Genomic DNA, 14,640 nt, shown 5'->3' on the forward strand with positions numbered 1-14,640 from the left:
GCTTCGTCCTGGGAGTGAAGTGATCGAGCAGCGCGTCGGAAGATCGGCTTGATCGCGTCGAGCTGTGCGACGGTCGGAGGCTTGCGTCGGGAGAGCGTTTCCTCGAGCCACGCCTCCGACTCCGGAGAGAACGTCTTACTCACGGCCGAAGAGCAATTCGTCGACCGGGACGCCGAGCATCCGGGATAGAAGCCCTACGTCGGTAGCGGTGAGTTCGCGCTTCCCGTTGATCCGTCGGTGTGCTGTCGAGTACGGGACGCTCAGAGCGCGGGCAACGGCTGCTGTTGTGGTGCCGCGTTGCGCTATGACGGCTCGGACTCGACGTGCCACAGCTTCGGGATCTATGACTTCCGAACAGCCGTCGGCTGTGTCCATTTTGGGGTGGAAGTGGTCCATGCGGATTAAATTAGCCTCCGATTGGACGCATGGCAACCTACCCATTCGGGCAGGTAAGAATCAGGTCACATTCAGGTGTTGAGTGGTCGAATGGCTAGAAGTGTGTCAACTCGGACGCTAAAGTACGCCGCATGGACACATTCGACACCCGCCAGGCGATGCGCGAATCGCTCGCGAACGAGATCCGCGCTCGACGCGCGTACAAACGAATGTCTCAGGGAGACTTAGTCTCCGCTTCCGGCCTAAGCCGGTCGACGATCGGCCGGATTGAGAACGCCGAGCGCGATATGGACATTCCGCAACTAGTGGCGATCGCCGCCGCGCTCGAGACCGCTCCGGCCGAGCTGCTGCAAGCTGCGAGCGACGCCGTCGCCCAATAGAAGACGGGCCCGACACGCTGTGTGTCGGGCCCGTCTTTCTCCCTGTCGACTATCGCGCTCCGGCGAGCGTGAGCGCGAGATCCGTCGCCGTGATACCCGAGCACGCTCGAGGACCGCCTCCGTCGTTGTGCGCGTACTCGCACGACACACACAACGACGGAAGACTCACTTCGAGCGACTCGACAAACGGACGGCACGGCATTGTGCAACCTCCCCAAGCTAGGACTTACGCGCGAATACTTTCGTCCGTCAACTAGGCTTTGTTACCTGCCCGTTCGGGTAGTCTTCCCGCGGACTTAAGTCCCGATCACACCCAATCGACACGAATTGTCTCCGGATCGAACTTGTTTCCCCTGCGTGCCGGGAAGATCGTAATCTTCGCTATGTGACGAATCACGGCCCGCCGGTCGGCGAGCGAGAGCAGCGACCAGTGAACTCGAGCCTCCACGCCGAGCAGCTCCCGGACGATCGGGTGCGGGCCGCTCTGCTGCGCTCTCTTCTCGAGCTCCCGGATCCGCGGGAGCGTCTTCGACTCCATCAGTGAGAGCGTCTCCCGATCGAGCTTCCCGGCGATCGCGTCTTCGACGAAGCCGTCGAGCCGGGCCCGGAGCTCCCGAGCCTCCGCGAGTGCCTTCGCCGCGTCCGGATCGCCGAGCTCGTCGACGCTCGACGACGACTCGAGCCAGCGGAGGACCGCCTCTTCGACGTGCTCGTCGACGCGCTCGATCACGCGAGCCGTGCAACGGTTCTCGGTACATGTGTAATTCCCGAGCCCGCCGCTCTTCCGCTTGAGCCGCCACATCGGGCTACCACAGACTCCACACTTCGCAATCCCGGTGAGAAGGTACTTCGGTTCGGTGCCGCGGTGACTGACGCGCGACGGCGCCGTGAGCAGCGAGACGAGACGGTGGTGATCCTCGAGCGAGATAAGCGGCTCCCACGTTCCCTGTGTCGTCACGCCCTTATGGGAACGAAGTCCGGCGTAGACCGGCCGGATCAGCATCTGACGGAAGGTATGCGGGCTCCACGGACGCCCGGAGCGCGGCGTGATCCCGCGCTTCGTCCAATCCATCCGGATCGAGTACAGAGATTCGCCGGCGAGCACCCGATCGATCGCTTCGCGGACGTACTGCGCTTCGGTCGGATGCGGGACGCGGGAGAGCTCGCGCCCGGAGTCGTCGCGAATCGTCATGTATCCGAACGGGACCGGACCGTGAGGCTTCCCGTCGCGTGCCGCCTGCTCCTGCGCGGCCACGACTCGCTGCTTCGCGTGCTCGACTTCGTGCCGAGCGACGGCGCCGACGATTCGCGCGATCATGCGCCCGGTCGGTGTCGAGAGATCGATCTTCCCGGCCTTCACGGTCTCGACGGCGACGGCGTTCTTCTCACATACTTCGATGAACTCCTCGAGCTCGACGTTCGATCGGTGGAGCCGGTCGGAGTGCCACGCGATCACGGCGTTCGCGCGTCCGTCGCGGAGCGCGTCGAGCAGCTCCCGATATGCCGGCCGCGGTTTCCCGGAGTAGGCGGATATGTCATTGTCGGAGAGCACGCCGGCGACGTTCCATCCGAGCCGGCCGGCGAGCTCCCGACAGTCTTCGATCTGCCGGTCGACTCCGAGCCCGGCTCCCTCCCGATCGTTGGAGATCCGGGCGTAAATCAGTGCGCGCATGGTCACAATTTAAGCACGGGTTACGCACCGGATACTGGGTCCAGGTCATCATCGTGATCGCCGCGGAGGCCACCGGCGCTGCCGCGATCACCGCGGTGGCACTGCCCGGGATCCCCCAGTGGGCGTCCGCGCTGTTCTACATGATCGCGCTGACGGGCGTGAACCTCGTCGGGGTGCGCCGCTTCGGCGAGGTCGAATTCTGGTTCGCCGCAATCAAGATCGCCGCGATCCTCGGGTTCCTGGTGATCGGTGTCGCGATGATCGCCGGGTGGATGCCCACCTTCGAGACGACCGGCTTCTCCAATCTCACGGCGCACGGCGGATTCGCCCCCACCGGCATCGCCGGTATCGCCGCCGGCCTGCTCATCGTCGTCTTCGCGTTCGGTGGCACCGAGATCATCGCGATCGCCGCCGCGGAGACCGCCGATCCGCGGCGTAACGTGGGCCGCGCGGTGCGCACCCTGGTGTGGCGCATCCTCGTGTTCTACATCGGGTCGGTGCTCGTGATGGTGACGATCCTGCCGTGGACCTCCGAGGATCTCGCGACCGGTCCGTTCGTCGCCGTGCTGCAGGCCGGGGCCGTCCCGGGCGCAGCCGCCGTGATGACCGTGATCGTCGTGGTCGCACTGCTCTCGTCGCTCAACGCGATGCTGTTCAGCGCTTCCCGGATGATCTTCTCGCTGTCGCACCGCGGATCCGCGCACCCCGTCTTCGGGCGACTGTCGTCCAACGGCGTTCCCCGCAATGCGGTGCTCGCCTCGGTGGCGTTCGGCTTCGTCACGGTCGGGCTGAACTATCTCTACCCCGACCGTGTGCTGCCCCTGCTGCTCAACGCCGTCGGCTCCACGATCCTGGTGCTGTGGACGTTCGTCGCGGTCTCGCACCTCGTGCTCCGTCGTCGCGCACGCCGCAACGGCACCGAGGATGCACTGCCGCTGAAGATGTGGGGCTTTCCGTACCTGTCGTACGCGACACTCGGTCTGCTCGCCGGCATCGCGGTGCTCGCCCTGTTCGACGCCGCTGCCCGCACGCAGCTGCTCGCGACCGGCGCGTTGACCGCAGCGATCGCCGGTACCTGCACGGTGCTGGCACGGCGACGCGCTGCGGCCGAGACGGCTCGAGCGGAGACGGTTCAGGGACGCCAACCGTAGGGACGCGTGATTATCTCCATGAAGTGACCGGCGGGGTCGAGGAAGTAGGTTCCTCGACCCCCGTCGTTCCTGTTGATGCCGTGCGCCGACTGCCGGGGGTCGGCCCAGTGTTCGATCTTCTGCTCGAGGATCCGGGCATAGATCTCGTCGAATTCGTCCTCCGACACCAGGAATGCGTAGTGCTGCGGCGGATACTCCACGTCCGGTGGCGGTTCGGCGAAATCGAGGGTGACGCCGTTGGCGAGTTCGACGGCGAGGAAGTGCCCGGCGGGCACCGGGTCGGGCAGCCCGAACAGGGTGGTGAGGAAGTAGGCCGAATGCTGCTTGTCGTCGGCCGCGACGATGGTGTGGTTGAACGCAATACTCAAGGAGAACTCCTTGTGGTCCCGCGCCTCCATGCCTGACGCAGTCCGTCATCGACACGCGACGCTGCGTCCAGAGATACCTTCCGTGCCGGAGGGATGCAAGCGATGAATTTTCCGCGCTTCCCGGGTCTGTATTCGGCGACAACCTTCGAAAGGGGACGACGATGAAGCTCACGGTGACAACCTTCGTATCGGCCGACGGTGTGGCCCAGGGACCGGGCGGCCCCGATGAGGACCGCAGCGACGGCTTCGAACGCGGCGGTTGGGTGGTGCCGCTGTTCGACGAGGGCACCGGCACGTTCATCGACGAGGTGTTCTCGAAGGTCGATGCGTTCCTGCTGGGCGGGAAGACCTACGACGTCTTCGCTGCGTCGTGGCCGAACTCGACCGATCCCGACGATCCGGTCGCCCGTGCACTCAACACCCTCCCGAAGTACGTCGCCTCCACGACGCTCACCGACCCCGAGTGGCAGAACACGACCGTCCTCGACGGCGACGTGCCCACTGCGGTCGCGGAACTGAAGAAGCAGCCGGGACGCGAACTGCAGGTGCACGGCAGCATCCGTCTGGTCCACACCCTCTTCGAACACGACCTCGTGGACGAGTACCGCCTCATCACGTTCCCGGTCGTCCTCGGTCAGGGGCGGCGACTGTTCCCCACCGGGGGTCGCGACACGAAGTTCGATCTCGTCGAATCGCGCACCACCTCGTCCGGTATCGCCATCACCGTGTACCGGCCGGTAGGACGACCCGAGTACGGACTCGCCGAAGTCGAGTGACCCGAAGTACGAACCGATCTGTACCGAGGGGCTGCTCGAACTCGCCTGCCGCATCATCTGTTCGAGACGACTACGGACCTCGTTCCGAACGGTCGACCGAAACCCGCTCTTGGGGGACGGCCAAGATAGCATCGGGGCGGGAACTAGGTCAGGACTGGAGATGCCCCGCAACAGACGTCCGCAGGATCGGGAAGAGAAACGCGCAGAGATCGTGGCAGCCGCCCGGCGGTTGTTCGTCGAGGAAGGATACGACGCGGCATCGATGACGCGGATCGCCCGTGACGCCGGAGTCGTGTCGAACACGCTGTACTGGTACTTCCAGGACAAGGACTCGATATTGATCGCGGTCCTGGATGCGGTTCTGGCCGACTCGATGGCCTCCTACAGCAAGATGCTGGGCTCGGGGCTGGCGGACCGACTCTTGTGGTTGGTCGAAGAATTGGAACAGCTGGGGCGGTTGGTGAGCACGGTGCACACACGCGCCGAGAAGTCCGCGTCCGTTCAGCAATGGCACGAGCAGTTCCACACGCTGGCCGAAGGGTTGTTCCGGGCAGAGCTGATCGAGCTCGGTGTGCCCGCAGACGAAGTCGATCCGCTGGTAGCGATCGGCGTTTTCGTGGTCGAGGGCTTGCTGATGCACCCGACGGATCAGGCTCAGCGGCGCGCGGTGATCGAGACGTTGCTCAACGGCGCTCGCAGTCGTGCCGCAGCCACCGGCTGAGCCCCCGGCCTTCGACCGCGAACTCGGAGCGACCTACTGTGCGGTGTGGCCGAATTGCCTTTCCAGGAAAGAGATTTGGTCACACACAGCACGTTCGAAGTGTTCACCGACGTAGATGTCGAAGTGGTCGCACACGTAGCTCTGAACCTGCACGTGCGCCAGGCCCTGTGCGTGACGCTTCGTGGTCTTCGAGGGCGCGGCCGCGTCGTTGTCGCAGACACACAGCAACGTCGGAGTGCTGAAACGAGCCAGCGCGCGACCGGGTCGATCGAGCGGAAGACGCAGTGCCAACCGGGCAGCGAGGGCGTTGGCAGCCTCGAATTCGCCGTTCGGACCGCGCAGTACACCCCAGATGCTGTCGCGGCCGGCTCCGGTCTCGGGTTCTTCCTTACCGTCGATCTCTGTCAGCTCGATGTTCTTCGACAGCTGAGCCCGCACCGACGGAAGCCGCGTCAACACCGTGCTGGTGCGCCGCGAGAGCCGGGTCCCCGCAGGCAGGAGTGCGGAAGCGCCGGCGAGGGCGTCGGGCGAGGCCACGAACGCCGGCATCCAGGACGTCCCCGCCATCGGCAACAAAATCGGCTTCGCACCGAACCACGACCCGACCGTGTCGAGGATGCCCGCCACTGTCAGTGCCACCACGCTCAGCGGGCCGGTCCGTATCCGCGCGCGCAACGACGCCGGACCGTCGGTGAAGGGACACTGCGCCACGACCGCCGCGATACGGGTGCCCTCGGAGGCGACCTGAAGGACATGACCTCCACCGAACGAGCTGCCCCACAAGGCAATCCGGTTGACATCGACCTCCGGGAGTGTGCGCACGAAGGCCAGGGCGGCGCGCCAATCGGCGCGTTGCCGGCCGATGTCGAGGATCTGGCGCGGCGCCCCGCCGCTGGCCCCGAGATGACGGTAGTCGAACACCAGCACCGACCACCCCGCGGCGGCGAACCGTTCCGCGTAGGCATCCAAGCGCATCTCCCGCACCGCCCCGAGCCCGTGCCCCATGATCACCATCGGGCGCGGACCGTTCAGATCGGGTGCGGTGTACAGCCATGCCGCGCACTCGTCCCGGCCGGAGACGAACGAGACCTCGCGCCGCTGCACCGCTACGGCCTCGTGCCGCTCGGCAGACCCACCGATTTCCATGACGTGCGCCCTCCCCGCTTCTCCACCACATTTCTTGGACGCCATTCAAGAAGGCGTCACGATGACGATAAAGGCGTCTTGGATGCCGGTCAAGAGACGACAGGGGTACGAGTCCGCAGTCAGGCACCCTGGCGTTGCGTGGCCTCGTACCCCGTGGTCAGCCAGTACACCGCGCGATCGATCGTCGGCATGATCTCGGCGAGTTCGATCTGCCCTTCGAGGCAGCGGCCGACGAGTCCGAAAACGACGCTCGACAGGATCGACATCGACTCCTCGACGAAGACCGGGTCGACATCCTCCAGAACGGCCATTCCGACGGGAATCACTTCGTCGAAGCCTCGCATGTGCAGACCTTCCCAACCGGGTGCCGTTCTCACCCTGAAGTAGGCGAGGAGCATCGCGGGGTTCTTCTCCCACGGTTCGAAGATGGCTCGGATGACGCGCATCATCGCCGGATGCAAGCGCTCACCCGGCGCGCGCGGCTGCTCGACGAGACCGGCGTGGTTCTCCTTCATCCAGTGCTCGATGGCGGCGAGGATCAGTTCCTCGCGTGTCGCGAACCGTTTGTAGACGGTGGACAGCGACATGCGCGTCCGGCGCGCGACCTCGCGCAGCTGGACGGCGTCGTAGCCACCTTCCTCCAGGAGTTCGATCACGGTCTCGAGCAGGCGTGATCGCGCCTCGTCCGGCCCATTCGGGATAGCGATAACACCCATCGTGAAAACATCCTTGCCGTCAAACGGTAACCACGTTATCGTGACCTAGGTAACACGGTTACACCCTACCCCGGTGGCGGTCACCCAGCCCGGCCACACCGTCACCGTTCGAACCCACATCCCCCTCCTGGAGCGCCGATGACGGGATCACCGAAGCGTCTGCACATCGATCGAGACCTGTGCGAAGCACACGCGTTGTGCATCGAGATCGCACCCGAGATCTTCGATCTCCCCGACGACGACATCGCGACCTGCGACGAGAACCCTCCGGAAAGCCTCTGGCCCAAGGCCTATTCCGCCGCCAGCGCCTGCCCTCGGCAGGCCATCGGCATCGTCGAGAACCTCCCCTCCTCCCCGAAAGGTCCGTGATCCGATGACCGACCTTGCATCCTCCGACTACTTCACCGACGGAGAGATCGCCCAGAGTCCGTTCGAGTACTTCGACCACGTGCGCAGTCGCAATCCGGTGTATCGGGAACCTCACCACGGGGTCGTGGTGGTCACCGGCTATCAGGAGGTGGTCGAGGGGTTCAAGAACAGCGAGGCACTGTCGGCGGTCAACTCGATCGGAGGTCCGTTCCCGCCGTTGCCCTTCGAACCCGAAGGCGACGACATCACCGAACAGATCGAAGCCCACCGTCACCAGTTCCCGATCTTCGAGCACATGGTGACGATGGACCCACCCGACCACACGCGCGCCCGGTCACTGCTCGGACGACTCCTCACCCCGAAACGGCTGAAGGAGAACGAGGAGTACCTCTGGGGACTGGCCGACGACGTCATCGACGAATTCATCGGCGAGGGCCGATGCGAGTTCCTCGGCGATTATGCAAAGCCCTTCGCTACCATGGCGATCACCGACCTGCTCGGCGTTCCGGAGGAGGACCGCGAGGAGTTCCGGTGGGTACTCGGCGCCGGTGAACGGCCCGGCACGCGGGTCGGCGCGCTCGACCACGAGCCCGTCGGGATCAACCCCCTCGAATTCCTCGACGGACGCTTCGAGAAGTATCTCGCCGACCGTCGTCGCGAACCCCGCAACGACATCCTCAGCGGTCTGGCTGCCGCGACCTATCCGGACGGTTCGATACCCGAACTCCTCGAGGTCGTCCGACCCGCGACGTTCCTTTTCGCCGCCGGCCAGGAGACGGTGACGAAACTCCTCAGTTCGTCGCTGCGGGTGCTCTGCGAACGCCCCGAGTACCAGAAGATCCTGCGTGAGGACCGCAGTCTCATCAAACCGTTCATGGAGGAATCGCTGCGCTTCGACAGTCCCACGAAGGTGGACTTCCGACTCGCCCGCAAGACCACGACCATCGGCGACGTCGAGGTACCGGCCGGGTCGGTCGTGATGCTGAGTCTCGCCGCCGCGAACCGTGATCCGCGTAAGTTCGAGGAGCCGAACGAGTTCCGGCTCGATCGGAAGAACTCGCACGATCACATCGCATTCGGCCGCGGCCTGCACACCTGTGCCGGCGCCCCGCTCGCGCGCATCGAAGGGCACGTCACCCTCAACCGTCTGCTCGATCGGATGGAAGACATCCGCCTCAGCGAGCAGGCACACGGCCCGGAGGACGACCGAGCGTTCGTCTACGAACCCACCTTCCTCCTGCGCGGGCTCGTCGATCTGCACATCGAGTTCACCCGCAGCACGCAGTAACCCGGCAATCCCATGGCTCTGCATCGCCCGACTGGACGGTGCACGAAGTGAGAGGTGTTCAATGGCAGGAAGAGTCGAAGGCAAGGTCGCGTTCATCACCGGAGCCGCACGCGGACAGGGGCGCAGTCACGCCATCCGGCTGGCGCAGGAGGGTGCCGACATCATCGCACTCGACATCTGCGGCCCGATCCGGGAGAACGCGCAGATCGAACCGTCCACCCCGGAGGACATGGCCGAAACGGTCGAAGCCGTCAAGAGTCTCAACCGACGGATCGTCACGGCCGAGGCCGACGTCCGCGACTTCGACGCGGTGAAGGCCGCCGTCGACAACGGCGTCGAACAACTGGACCGTCTCGACATCATCGTCGCCAACGCCGGAATCGGCACCGGTGGGGCGATGCTGCACGAGACCGACGAGTTCGATTGGCAGGAGATGCTCGACATCAACCTGTCGGGTGTGTGGAAGTCGATCAAAGCCGGAGTGCCGCACATGATTGCGGGCGGAAACGGTGGATCGATCGTCCTCACGAGTTCGGTCGGGGGACTGAAGGCCTACCCAACCATGGGTCCGTACATCTCCGCGAAGCACGGTGTGGTCGGCATGATGCGTACCTTCGCCGTCGAACTGGGGCAGCACTCCATCCGGGTCAACACCGTGCACCCCACCAACGTGAACACACCGATGTTCATGAACGAGGGCGCCATGAAGATGTTCCGTCCCGACCTCGAAAACCCGGGTCCGGAGGACATGAAGGCGGCCACGCAATTCATGCACGTCCTGCCCGTGGGGTGGGTGGAGCCGGAAGACATCAGTAATGCCGTTCTGTTCCTGGCGTCCGACGAGTCCCGTTACGTCACCGGACTCACGCTCACGGTTGACGCCGGTAGTACGCTCAAGTGATCGGGCAAGTGGCCGAGCGGGTTCTGTCGGGGAATCCGCTCTGCCACTCCGTTATTCCTCGTCGAGTACGAAGATGTCCTCGATGCGACGCCCGAACAGACGCGCGATGCGGAACGCCAGTGGAAGCGACGGGTCGAATCGTCCCTTCTCGATCGAGATGATCGTCTGGCGCGAGACCCCGAGTTCGTCGGCGAGCCGCTGCTGCGACCATCCGTTCTCCGCGCGCAGGGCCGCGAGCGAGTTGCGCACCCTCAGCCCTTCCGACGCTGCACGGCGTAGCGCACACCGAACGACGCGAAGGCCACGAGAATGACCGCCATCAGCGCGTGCAGGCCCTCGACCTCGATCGGAGCGAACGCCAGAGCGGTACATCCCAGCCCCGTGACGAGAAGGATGTCGGTGAAAGCGCCCGAGGCGGCTTTCTCGTACCAGGACGCCTCGACCGAATCCTCGGGCCGGTCCGCGGCACCTTCGAGGGTCGACCGATCCACGAGGAGCACCCACGCCAGCGCCGACAGTGAGGGTGCGGTCGCCAGCGCGACCGCCACACCGGCGGCCACGGGATAGTCGGGCACCAACCCCAGTGCGGCCACCACCGCTCCCAGGACGGCTGTGGCCAGGATTCCGAGGGCGATCGCCGGCGGTACCGCGCCGATCCACCGCGACCCCACCCGCACCTTGCCCCATTTACTCCGCCCCACCGCCGATCCGGCACCTCCGCTGTCCATCACCGCTCCCTTCACCGTAAAGCACGCTTTACATGTAAAGGTAACTTAACAGTGCGTTCGGTGCGGCAGGAACGAGGGGTTCCGTTCGGCCGGCCAGGTGTCATGATGGATCGAGCAGATCGAGACGCCACGAGGCGAAGGGACTGCCATGGGCCTCTACAACGATCACGTCGTACCGCGACTGGTGAACATCGCCTGTGCACCGTCGTTCACCGAAGCGAACCGCAAACGAGTGTGCGCCGGCCTGAGCGGCCGCGTCGTCGAGATCGGATTCGGATCCGGTCTCAACGTTCCCTACTACCCCACCACCGTCGAGTCGGTCAGCGCCGTCGAACCCGCGGACCTCGGATGGAAGCTCGCACGTCCGCGCATCGACGGTTCCCCCGTGCACATCGAACGATCCGGCCTGGACGGTCAGTCACTCCCGTTCGAGGACAACACCTTCGACAGCGCACTGTCGACGTGGACGCTGTGCACCATCCCCGATGCCGACGCGGCTCTGCGCGAGGTACGGCGCGTCCTTGCACCGGGCGGCACCCTGCACTTCGTCGAACACGGACTCGCCCCGGACGAGAACGTCCGGCGGTGGCAGCACCGGCTCGAACCGATCCAGAAGCGCGTCGCGGGTGGCTGCCATCTGACACGACGGATCGCCGACCTCATCCGCGGGGCGGGGTTCGAGATCCGCGAACTCGACACCTTCTACGAGGAGAAGACACCGAAGTTCTTCGGCGCGCTGTCGCTGGGAGTGGCGACACCGGCCGCGTAAAGGCGGATAACTGCACAGCAACGTTTGCACACTTCCGGGGACAGATACACGGTGTCGACATCGAGCATGTGTCCGCTATGTCCGCGATGATTGCGTGCATGCCCTCGGACACCCTGCCACTCGCCACGCGCACGCTGTTGAAGCAACTCGACCTGGTTTGGCTCTTCACGGAACAACACGTCCTGCCGCGGATCGACGAGGCTGCCGTGCACTGGGAGCCCTCGTCGAACTGCGTGGGCGTTCGATGGGTCGACGGTCGTCTCGTCGCCGACTGGCCGGACGAGACGGCCGAGGCTCTCCCCGAGCCCACGATCGCGTGGCTCCTCTGGCACATCGAGTGGTGGTGGACGAACACCGTGGCGGTATGCAATGGGGGAACTGCGGTCGGGCCGGACGCCTACGAGTGGTCCGGCTCGACCGACCGCATCAGGGTTCTTCGCACCGAATGGGCCGCACTTCTCGAAACTGCCGACATCGAGACGACGATCGTCGGACTCATGCCCGAACCTTCACCCCTGTGGGAAGTGGCCGGGTGGGTCAACTTCGAACTGGCGAAGAATGCTTCGGAGATCAGTCAGGTACTGACGCGGAAGGCGAACGCTCTGAACTGATACTTCCGGCGCTCACGCTGCGACGATACCCGCGACCGGAATGCGCGCGTCGACTGCCTGCCGGAAGTTGATCATCGCGCGTTCGAGGTGGTCGCGGTTCGTCACGAGCACAGCGCCCGTGGCTCGCCGTTCGAGCAGAACATCGTTGGTGAAGCGTGCGTTCTCGACGGTGGAGGTCGATTCCGATTCCTCGGTGATGCGTTCGGGCGGAATGCCCCGCGCGACCAGCCAGTCCTTCATGGCCTGCGCTTCGGTGACACCGTTGCGCGGCACACCACCGGTGACGACGATCGGCGACTCCGGATAGCGTTGCGCTGCACGAAGAGCCGCTTCGAGCCGTTCTTCCAGCACCGGCCGGATCTTGCCGTCCTCGGTGAGTCCGGCCCCGAGCACGACGAGATGCGTACCTCGCGGGTTCAGGTCGAGCATCAGCGGGAAGTGCGGTGTCAGCTTCTCGAGCTCGGTGCACGCGATGATCAGCGCGTCGATGGTTCCCTGACACAGCGGGGTGACGGACAGTGCACCGTTCACAACGGTGTCGATTGCAGGAGTCGCCGCTGCCTGCCCCGTCGATACACCTACCGCGGCTGTGGCCGCGACTGCGGTCGCCACCACCGTGCGTCGCACAGCTCCCACGCGAGTCCCCTTCTTCCCGGATGTCGGCCGTGCCGCACTGTGCCATCTCGACGCGCACTTGTGGGAAGTTGAGGCTCGACGCGAAGAAGTCTCACCATATGCCGCGTCGGATTCGATGACGGCTGACAATCAGTTTTACATCCGAACCACTGGTCTATCCACAAACAAGCGCGACAACCGTTGCAAGAAGCGCTATTCGGATTAATCGCTACGCTTCCCATGATCCCAGGGAAGGCACGGGCAGAACGTGTGTTCGAGTTGACGACTTCGCACACCCGTGCGACCATCCCTCCACCGACCTGAATACAGGTCGACCCCGGCAGGTGCGCCAACACCGGACCGGGGTCTGGGCACACGACAGAAGGAAGCTGTCATGCACCGTAGGGTGGAGTCTATCCACACGCCCTCGAGAGGCGTATTCCAGCAACGAGCCGCGAGCGCATTCGTCCGCGCCGGCCGACGCACACCCGCTCCCCCGGGTTCACACCCGACGTCCTGACTTCCCAGCCCTCCGATCCACCGTGATCGGAGGGCTCGAGACGTTTCACCTGCATCGTCGCGCGCGAGGGCCGTTCCGGTAGCCGAGGCGCGTCGACGCAGCTCGTCGCTCGTCTCCTACAGTCCGACGTCAGCGCGCCGACGCTGCGAGCCGGGGCCGTTCCCTGTCTCGAAACCGACTGGGCACCAGTATCCCTCGTCTCCACAGCTGGTGGTGGAGCACCCGATCGTGCGGGTCGACACGAACGACCGGGTCCAGTGCGAGCCGCACGTCCTCCGCGACGTGGGGCTATCCGTGCTGGCCGAGACGGTCTATCGGGGCATGGCGACCGGGCAGCCTTGGGGAAGGGGACGACGACTCAGGGACCCGAAGGGTCTCCGATCGGTCGAGGGCAGCCGCCCGCAGGGCGCCCGCTTCGTTCCCGATCGGATTCATCCTCGTTGCGCGAACCCCGGGTGGAGTGCTGTGATCGAAGCACGGGTCTACGGGAGGGGCCGACGTGACCGGCGTCGAAGAGTTCGAGAACCTGCGTCCACTGTTGTTCGCCATCGCCTACCGCATCCTCGGCAGCGTGACCGAAGCCGAGGACGCGGTCCAGGAGACCTGGGTGCGATACGAAACCTCCGGCGTCGAACCGGATTCGGCCCGAGCATTCCTGTCCACCGTCGTCACCCGGGTATCGATCAACATGCTCGAATCGGCGCGGGCGCGGCGCGAACGATATATGGGCGAGTGGCTGCCGGAACCGATACTCGAGGAGCCCTACGACGATCCGGCGCGCTCGGCCGAACTGCGCGAATCGATCTCGACGGCGGTGCTCGTGCTGCTCGAACGTCTCAGTCCGCTCGAACGCGCCGTCTTCGTGTTGCGCGAGGCATTCGGATTCGGCTTCTCCGAGATCGCCGAGATCGTCGACCGCTCCGAAGCGGCGTGCCGGCAGCTCGCGGTGCGGGCACGGCGCCACGTCGATCAAGGTTCGGCGCGGTTCGACACCGATCCGCAGGCGCACGAACAGCTCACCGCTCGATTCCTCACGGCCTTCCAGGACGGCGACGTCGACGCCCTGCGCGACCTGCTGGCCGCCGATGTGCAGCTCGTCGCCGACAGCGGTGGCAAGGCACCCGCTATCCGCAAGGTCGTGGTCGGGGGCGAGAAGGTTATGCGGTTGCTGGCCTCGTTCGTCTCGCCCATGGGTCAGCTCGGCATGTCGCTCGAACTCCGCGAGATCAACAGGCTCCCCGGCCTGATCGTGCGGGATGCCGACGGCGCCATCGTGCAGGTCATGACATTCGACGTCGCGGGCGGGAAGATCGGCGCGGTCCGGGTGATGATCAACCCGGACAAGCTCGCCCACCTGGGGCCAGTGGCCGATGTGCGGGTGCTCGCCCAGAAGCTCCGTGACCTGCAACGACCCTGAATCCTCCCGATTGTTCGGCGCGGTATGTCACAAACGACGTAGCTGTCCGGTCCTAGATGACGAGGGCTCCCCACAGAGCCAACGAACGGATCGGAG

General features: G+C 65.1%; 17 protein-coding genes and 1 pseudogene. 10 read left to right on the top strand and 8 right to left on the bottom strand.

Annotation, left to right across the window (positions count from 1 at the left end):
- Nucleotides 1-135: 135 nt before the first annotated feature.
- Nucleotides 136-441 carry a helix-turn-helix domain-containing protein gene (locus U9J23_RS27785; RefSeq protein WP_442802261.1) on the bottom strand — a complete coding sequence of 102 codons (306 nt, stop codon included), beginning with the start codon at nt 439-441 and terminating at the stop codon, nt 136-138.
- An 86-nt stretch (nt 442-527) separates the two neighbouring features.
- Between U9J23_RS27785 and U9J23_RS22335 the strand changes: the two genes are divergently transcribed.
- On the top strand, nt 528-776 hold the full coding sequence (locus U9J23_RS22335) for a helix-turn-helix transcriptional regulator (RefSeq protein ID WP_326600567.1): 249 nt from the start codon (nt 528-530) through the stop codon (nt 774-776).
- A gap of 307 nt (nt 777-1,083) precedes the next feature.
- Here the strand turns inward: U9J23_RS22335 and U9J23_RS22340 are convergent, their stop codons facing one another.
- Nucleotides 1,084-2,448, bottom strand: coding sequence for a recombinase family protein (locus tag U9J23_RS22340; RefSeq protein WP_326600569.1), 1,365 nt, complete (start codon nt 2,446-2,448; stop codon nt 1,084-1,086).
- A 32-nt stretch (nt 2,449-2,480) separates the two neighbouring features.
- Between U9J23_RS22340 and U9J23_RS22345 the strand changes: the two are divergent.
- Nucleotides 2,481-3,599 (top strand): annotated as a pseudogene (locus tag U9J23_RS22345) (amino acid permease); the annotation flags it as partial.
- Here U9J23_RS22345 and U9J23_RS22350 read toward each other — a convergent pair.
- A complete protein-coding gene (locus U9J23_RS22350) occupies nt 3,581-3,997 on the bottom strand; it encodes a VOC family protein (RefSeq protein WP_159417310.1) in 417 nt (138 codons plus the stop codon). The pseudogene U9J23_RS22345 and the gene U9J23_RS22350 overlap by 19 nt on opposite strands.
- Before the next feature lie 131 nt (nt 3,998-4,128).
- Between U9J23_RS22350 and U9J23_RS22355 the strand changes: the two genes are divergently transcribed.
- Both U9J23_RS22355 and U9J23_RS22360 read left to right on the top strand, forming a co-directional pair.
- Nucleotides 4,129-4,743: a dihydrofolate reductase family protein gene (locus tag U9J23_RS22355; protein WP_272265855.1), complete on the top strand. Its 615-nt coding sequence runs from the start codon at nt 4,129-4,131 to the stop codon at nt 4,741-4,743.
- 160 nt (nt 4,744-4,903) lie between these two features.
- Nucleotides 4,904-5,464 carry a TetR/AcrR family transcriptional regulator gene (locus tag U9J23_RS22360; RefSeq protein ID WP_159419097.1) on the top strand — a complete coding sequence of 187 codons (561 nt, stop codon included), beginning with the start codon at nt 4,904-4,906 and terminating at the stop codon, nt 5,462-5,464.
- A 33-nt stretch (nt 5,465-5,497) separates the two neighbouring features.
- On the opposite strand, the gene U9J23_RS22365 is transcribed toward U9J23_RS22360, so the two are convergent.
- Nucleotides 5,498-6,610 (bottom strand): alpha/beta hydrolase, encoded by a 1,113-nt coding sequence (locus U9J23_RS22365; protein ID WP_272265857.1) that lies wholly within the window; start codon nt 6,608-6,610, stop codon nt 5,498-5,500.
- Nucleotides 6,611-6,729: 119 nt separating this feature from the next.
- Entirely contained in the window at nt 6,730-7,326 is a 597-nt protein-coding gene (locus U9J23_RS22370) for a TetR family transcriptional regulator (RefSeq protein ID WP_120280657.1), read from the bottom strand.
- Nucleotides 7,327-7,464: 138 nt separating this feature from the next.
- Between U9J23_RS22370 and U9J23_RS22375 the strand changes: the two genes are divergently transcribed.
- From U9J23_RS22375 to U9J23_RS22385, 3 genes are all read left to right on the top strand, one after another.
- Nucleotides 7,465-7,695, top strand: a complete 231-nt coding sequence (locus tag U9J23_RS22375; protein WP_272265860.1) for a ferredoxin — start codon at nt 7,465-7,467, stop codon at nt 7,693-7,695.
- Between the two features lie 4 nt (nt 7,696-7,699).
- Entirely contained in the window at nt 7,700-8,983 is a 1,284-nt protein-coding gene (locus U9J23_RS22380; RefSeq protein ID WP_272265861.1) for a cytochrome P450, read from the top strand.
- A 61-nt stretch (nt 8,984-9,044) separates the two neighbouring features.
- A complete protein-coding gene (locus U9J23_RS22385) occupies nt 9,045-9,884 on the top strand; it encodes a mycofactocin-coupled SDR family oxidoreductase (RefSeq protein ID WP_272265862.1) in 840 nt (279 codons plus the stop codon).
- A 51-nt stretch (nt 9,885-9,935) separates the two neighbouring features.
- Here the strand turns inward: U9J23_RS22385 and U9J23_RS22390 are convergent, their stop codons facing one another.
- A complete protein-coding gene (locus U9J23_RS22390; protein ID WP_272265863.1) occupies nt 9,936-10,133 on the bottom strand; it encodes a helix-turn-helix transcriptional regulator in 198 nt (65 codons plus the stop codon).
- 2 nt (nt 10,134-10,135) lie between these two features.
- Nucleotides 10,136-10,612 carry a hypothetical protein gene (locus U9J23_RS22395; protein WP_120280660.1) on the bottom strand — a complete coding sequence of 159 codons (477 nt, stop codon included), beginning with the start codon at nt 10,610-10,612 and terminating at the stop codon, nt 10,136-10,138.
- A gap of 148 nt (nt 10,613-10,760) precedes the next feature.
- On the opposite strand from U9J23_RS22395, the gene U9J23_RS22400 reads away from it, so the two are divergent.
- On the top strand, nt 10,761-11,381 hold the full coding sequence (locus U9J23_RS22400; RefSeq protein ID WP_159417304.1) for a class I SAM-dependent methyltransferase: 621 nt from the start codon (nt 10,761-10,763) through the stop codon (nt 11,379-11,381).
- A 98-nt stretch (nt 11,382-11,479) separates the two neighbouring features.
- Nucleotides 11,480-11,992, top strand: coding sequence for a DinB family protein (locus U9J23_RS22405; RefSeq protein ID WP_272265864.1), 513 nt, complete (start codon nt 11,480-11,482; stop codon nt 11,990-11,992).
- Nucleotides 11,993-12,004: 12 nt separating this feature from the next.
- Here U9J23_RS22405 and U9J23_RS22410 read toward each other — a convergent pair whose 3' ends face one another.
- The gene (locus U9J23_RS22410; RefSeq protein ID WP_085470875.1) at nt 12,005-12,619 is read right to left on the bottom strand and encodes a YdcF family protein; all 615 of its coding nucleotides are present in this window, start codon (nt 12,617-12,619) and stop codon (nt 12,005-12,007) included.
- Nucleotides 12,620-13,626: 1,007 nt separating this feature from the next.
- Here U9J23_RS22410 and U9J23_RS22415 point away from each other — a divergent pair.
- Nucleotides 13,627-14,544 (top strand): RNA polymerase sigma-70 factor, encoded by a 918-nt coding sequence (locus U9J23_RS22415; RefSeq protein WP_085470873.1) that lies wholly within the window; start codon nt 13,627-13,629, stop codon nt 14,542-14,544.
- Nucleotides 14,545-14,640: the final 96 nt, after the last annotated feature.

Origin of the sequence: Rhodococcus sp. PD04 (assembly GCF_035918275.1) — a bacterium.
GTDB lineage: Bacteria > Actinomycetota > Actinomycetes > Mycobacteriales > Mycobacteriaceae > Rhodococcus > Rhodococcus rhodochrous.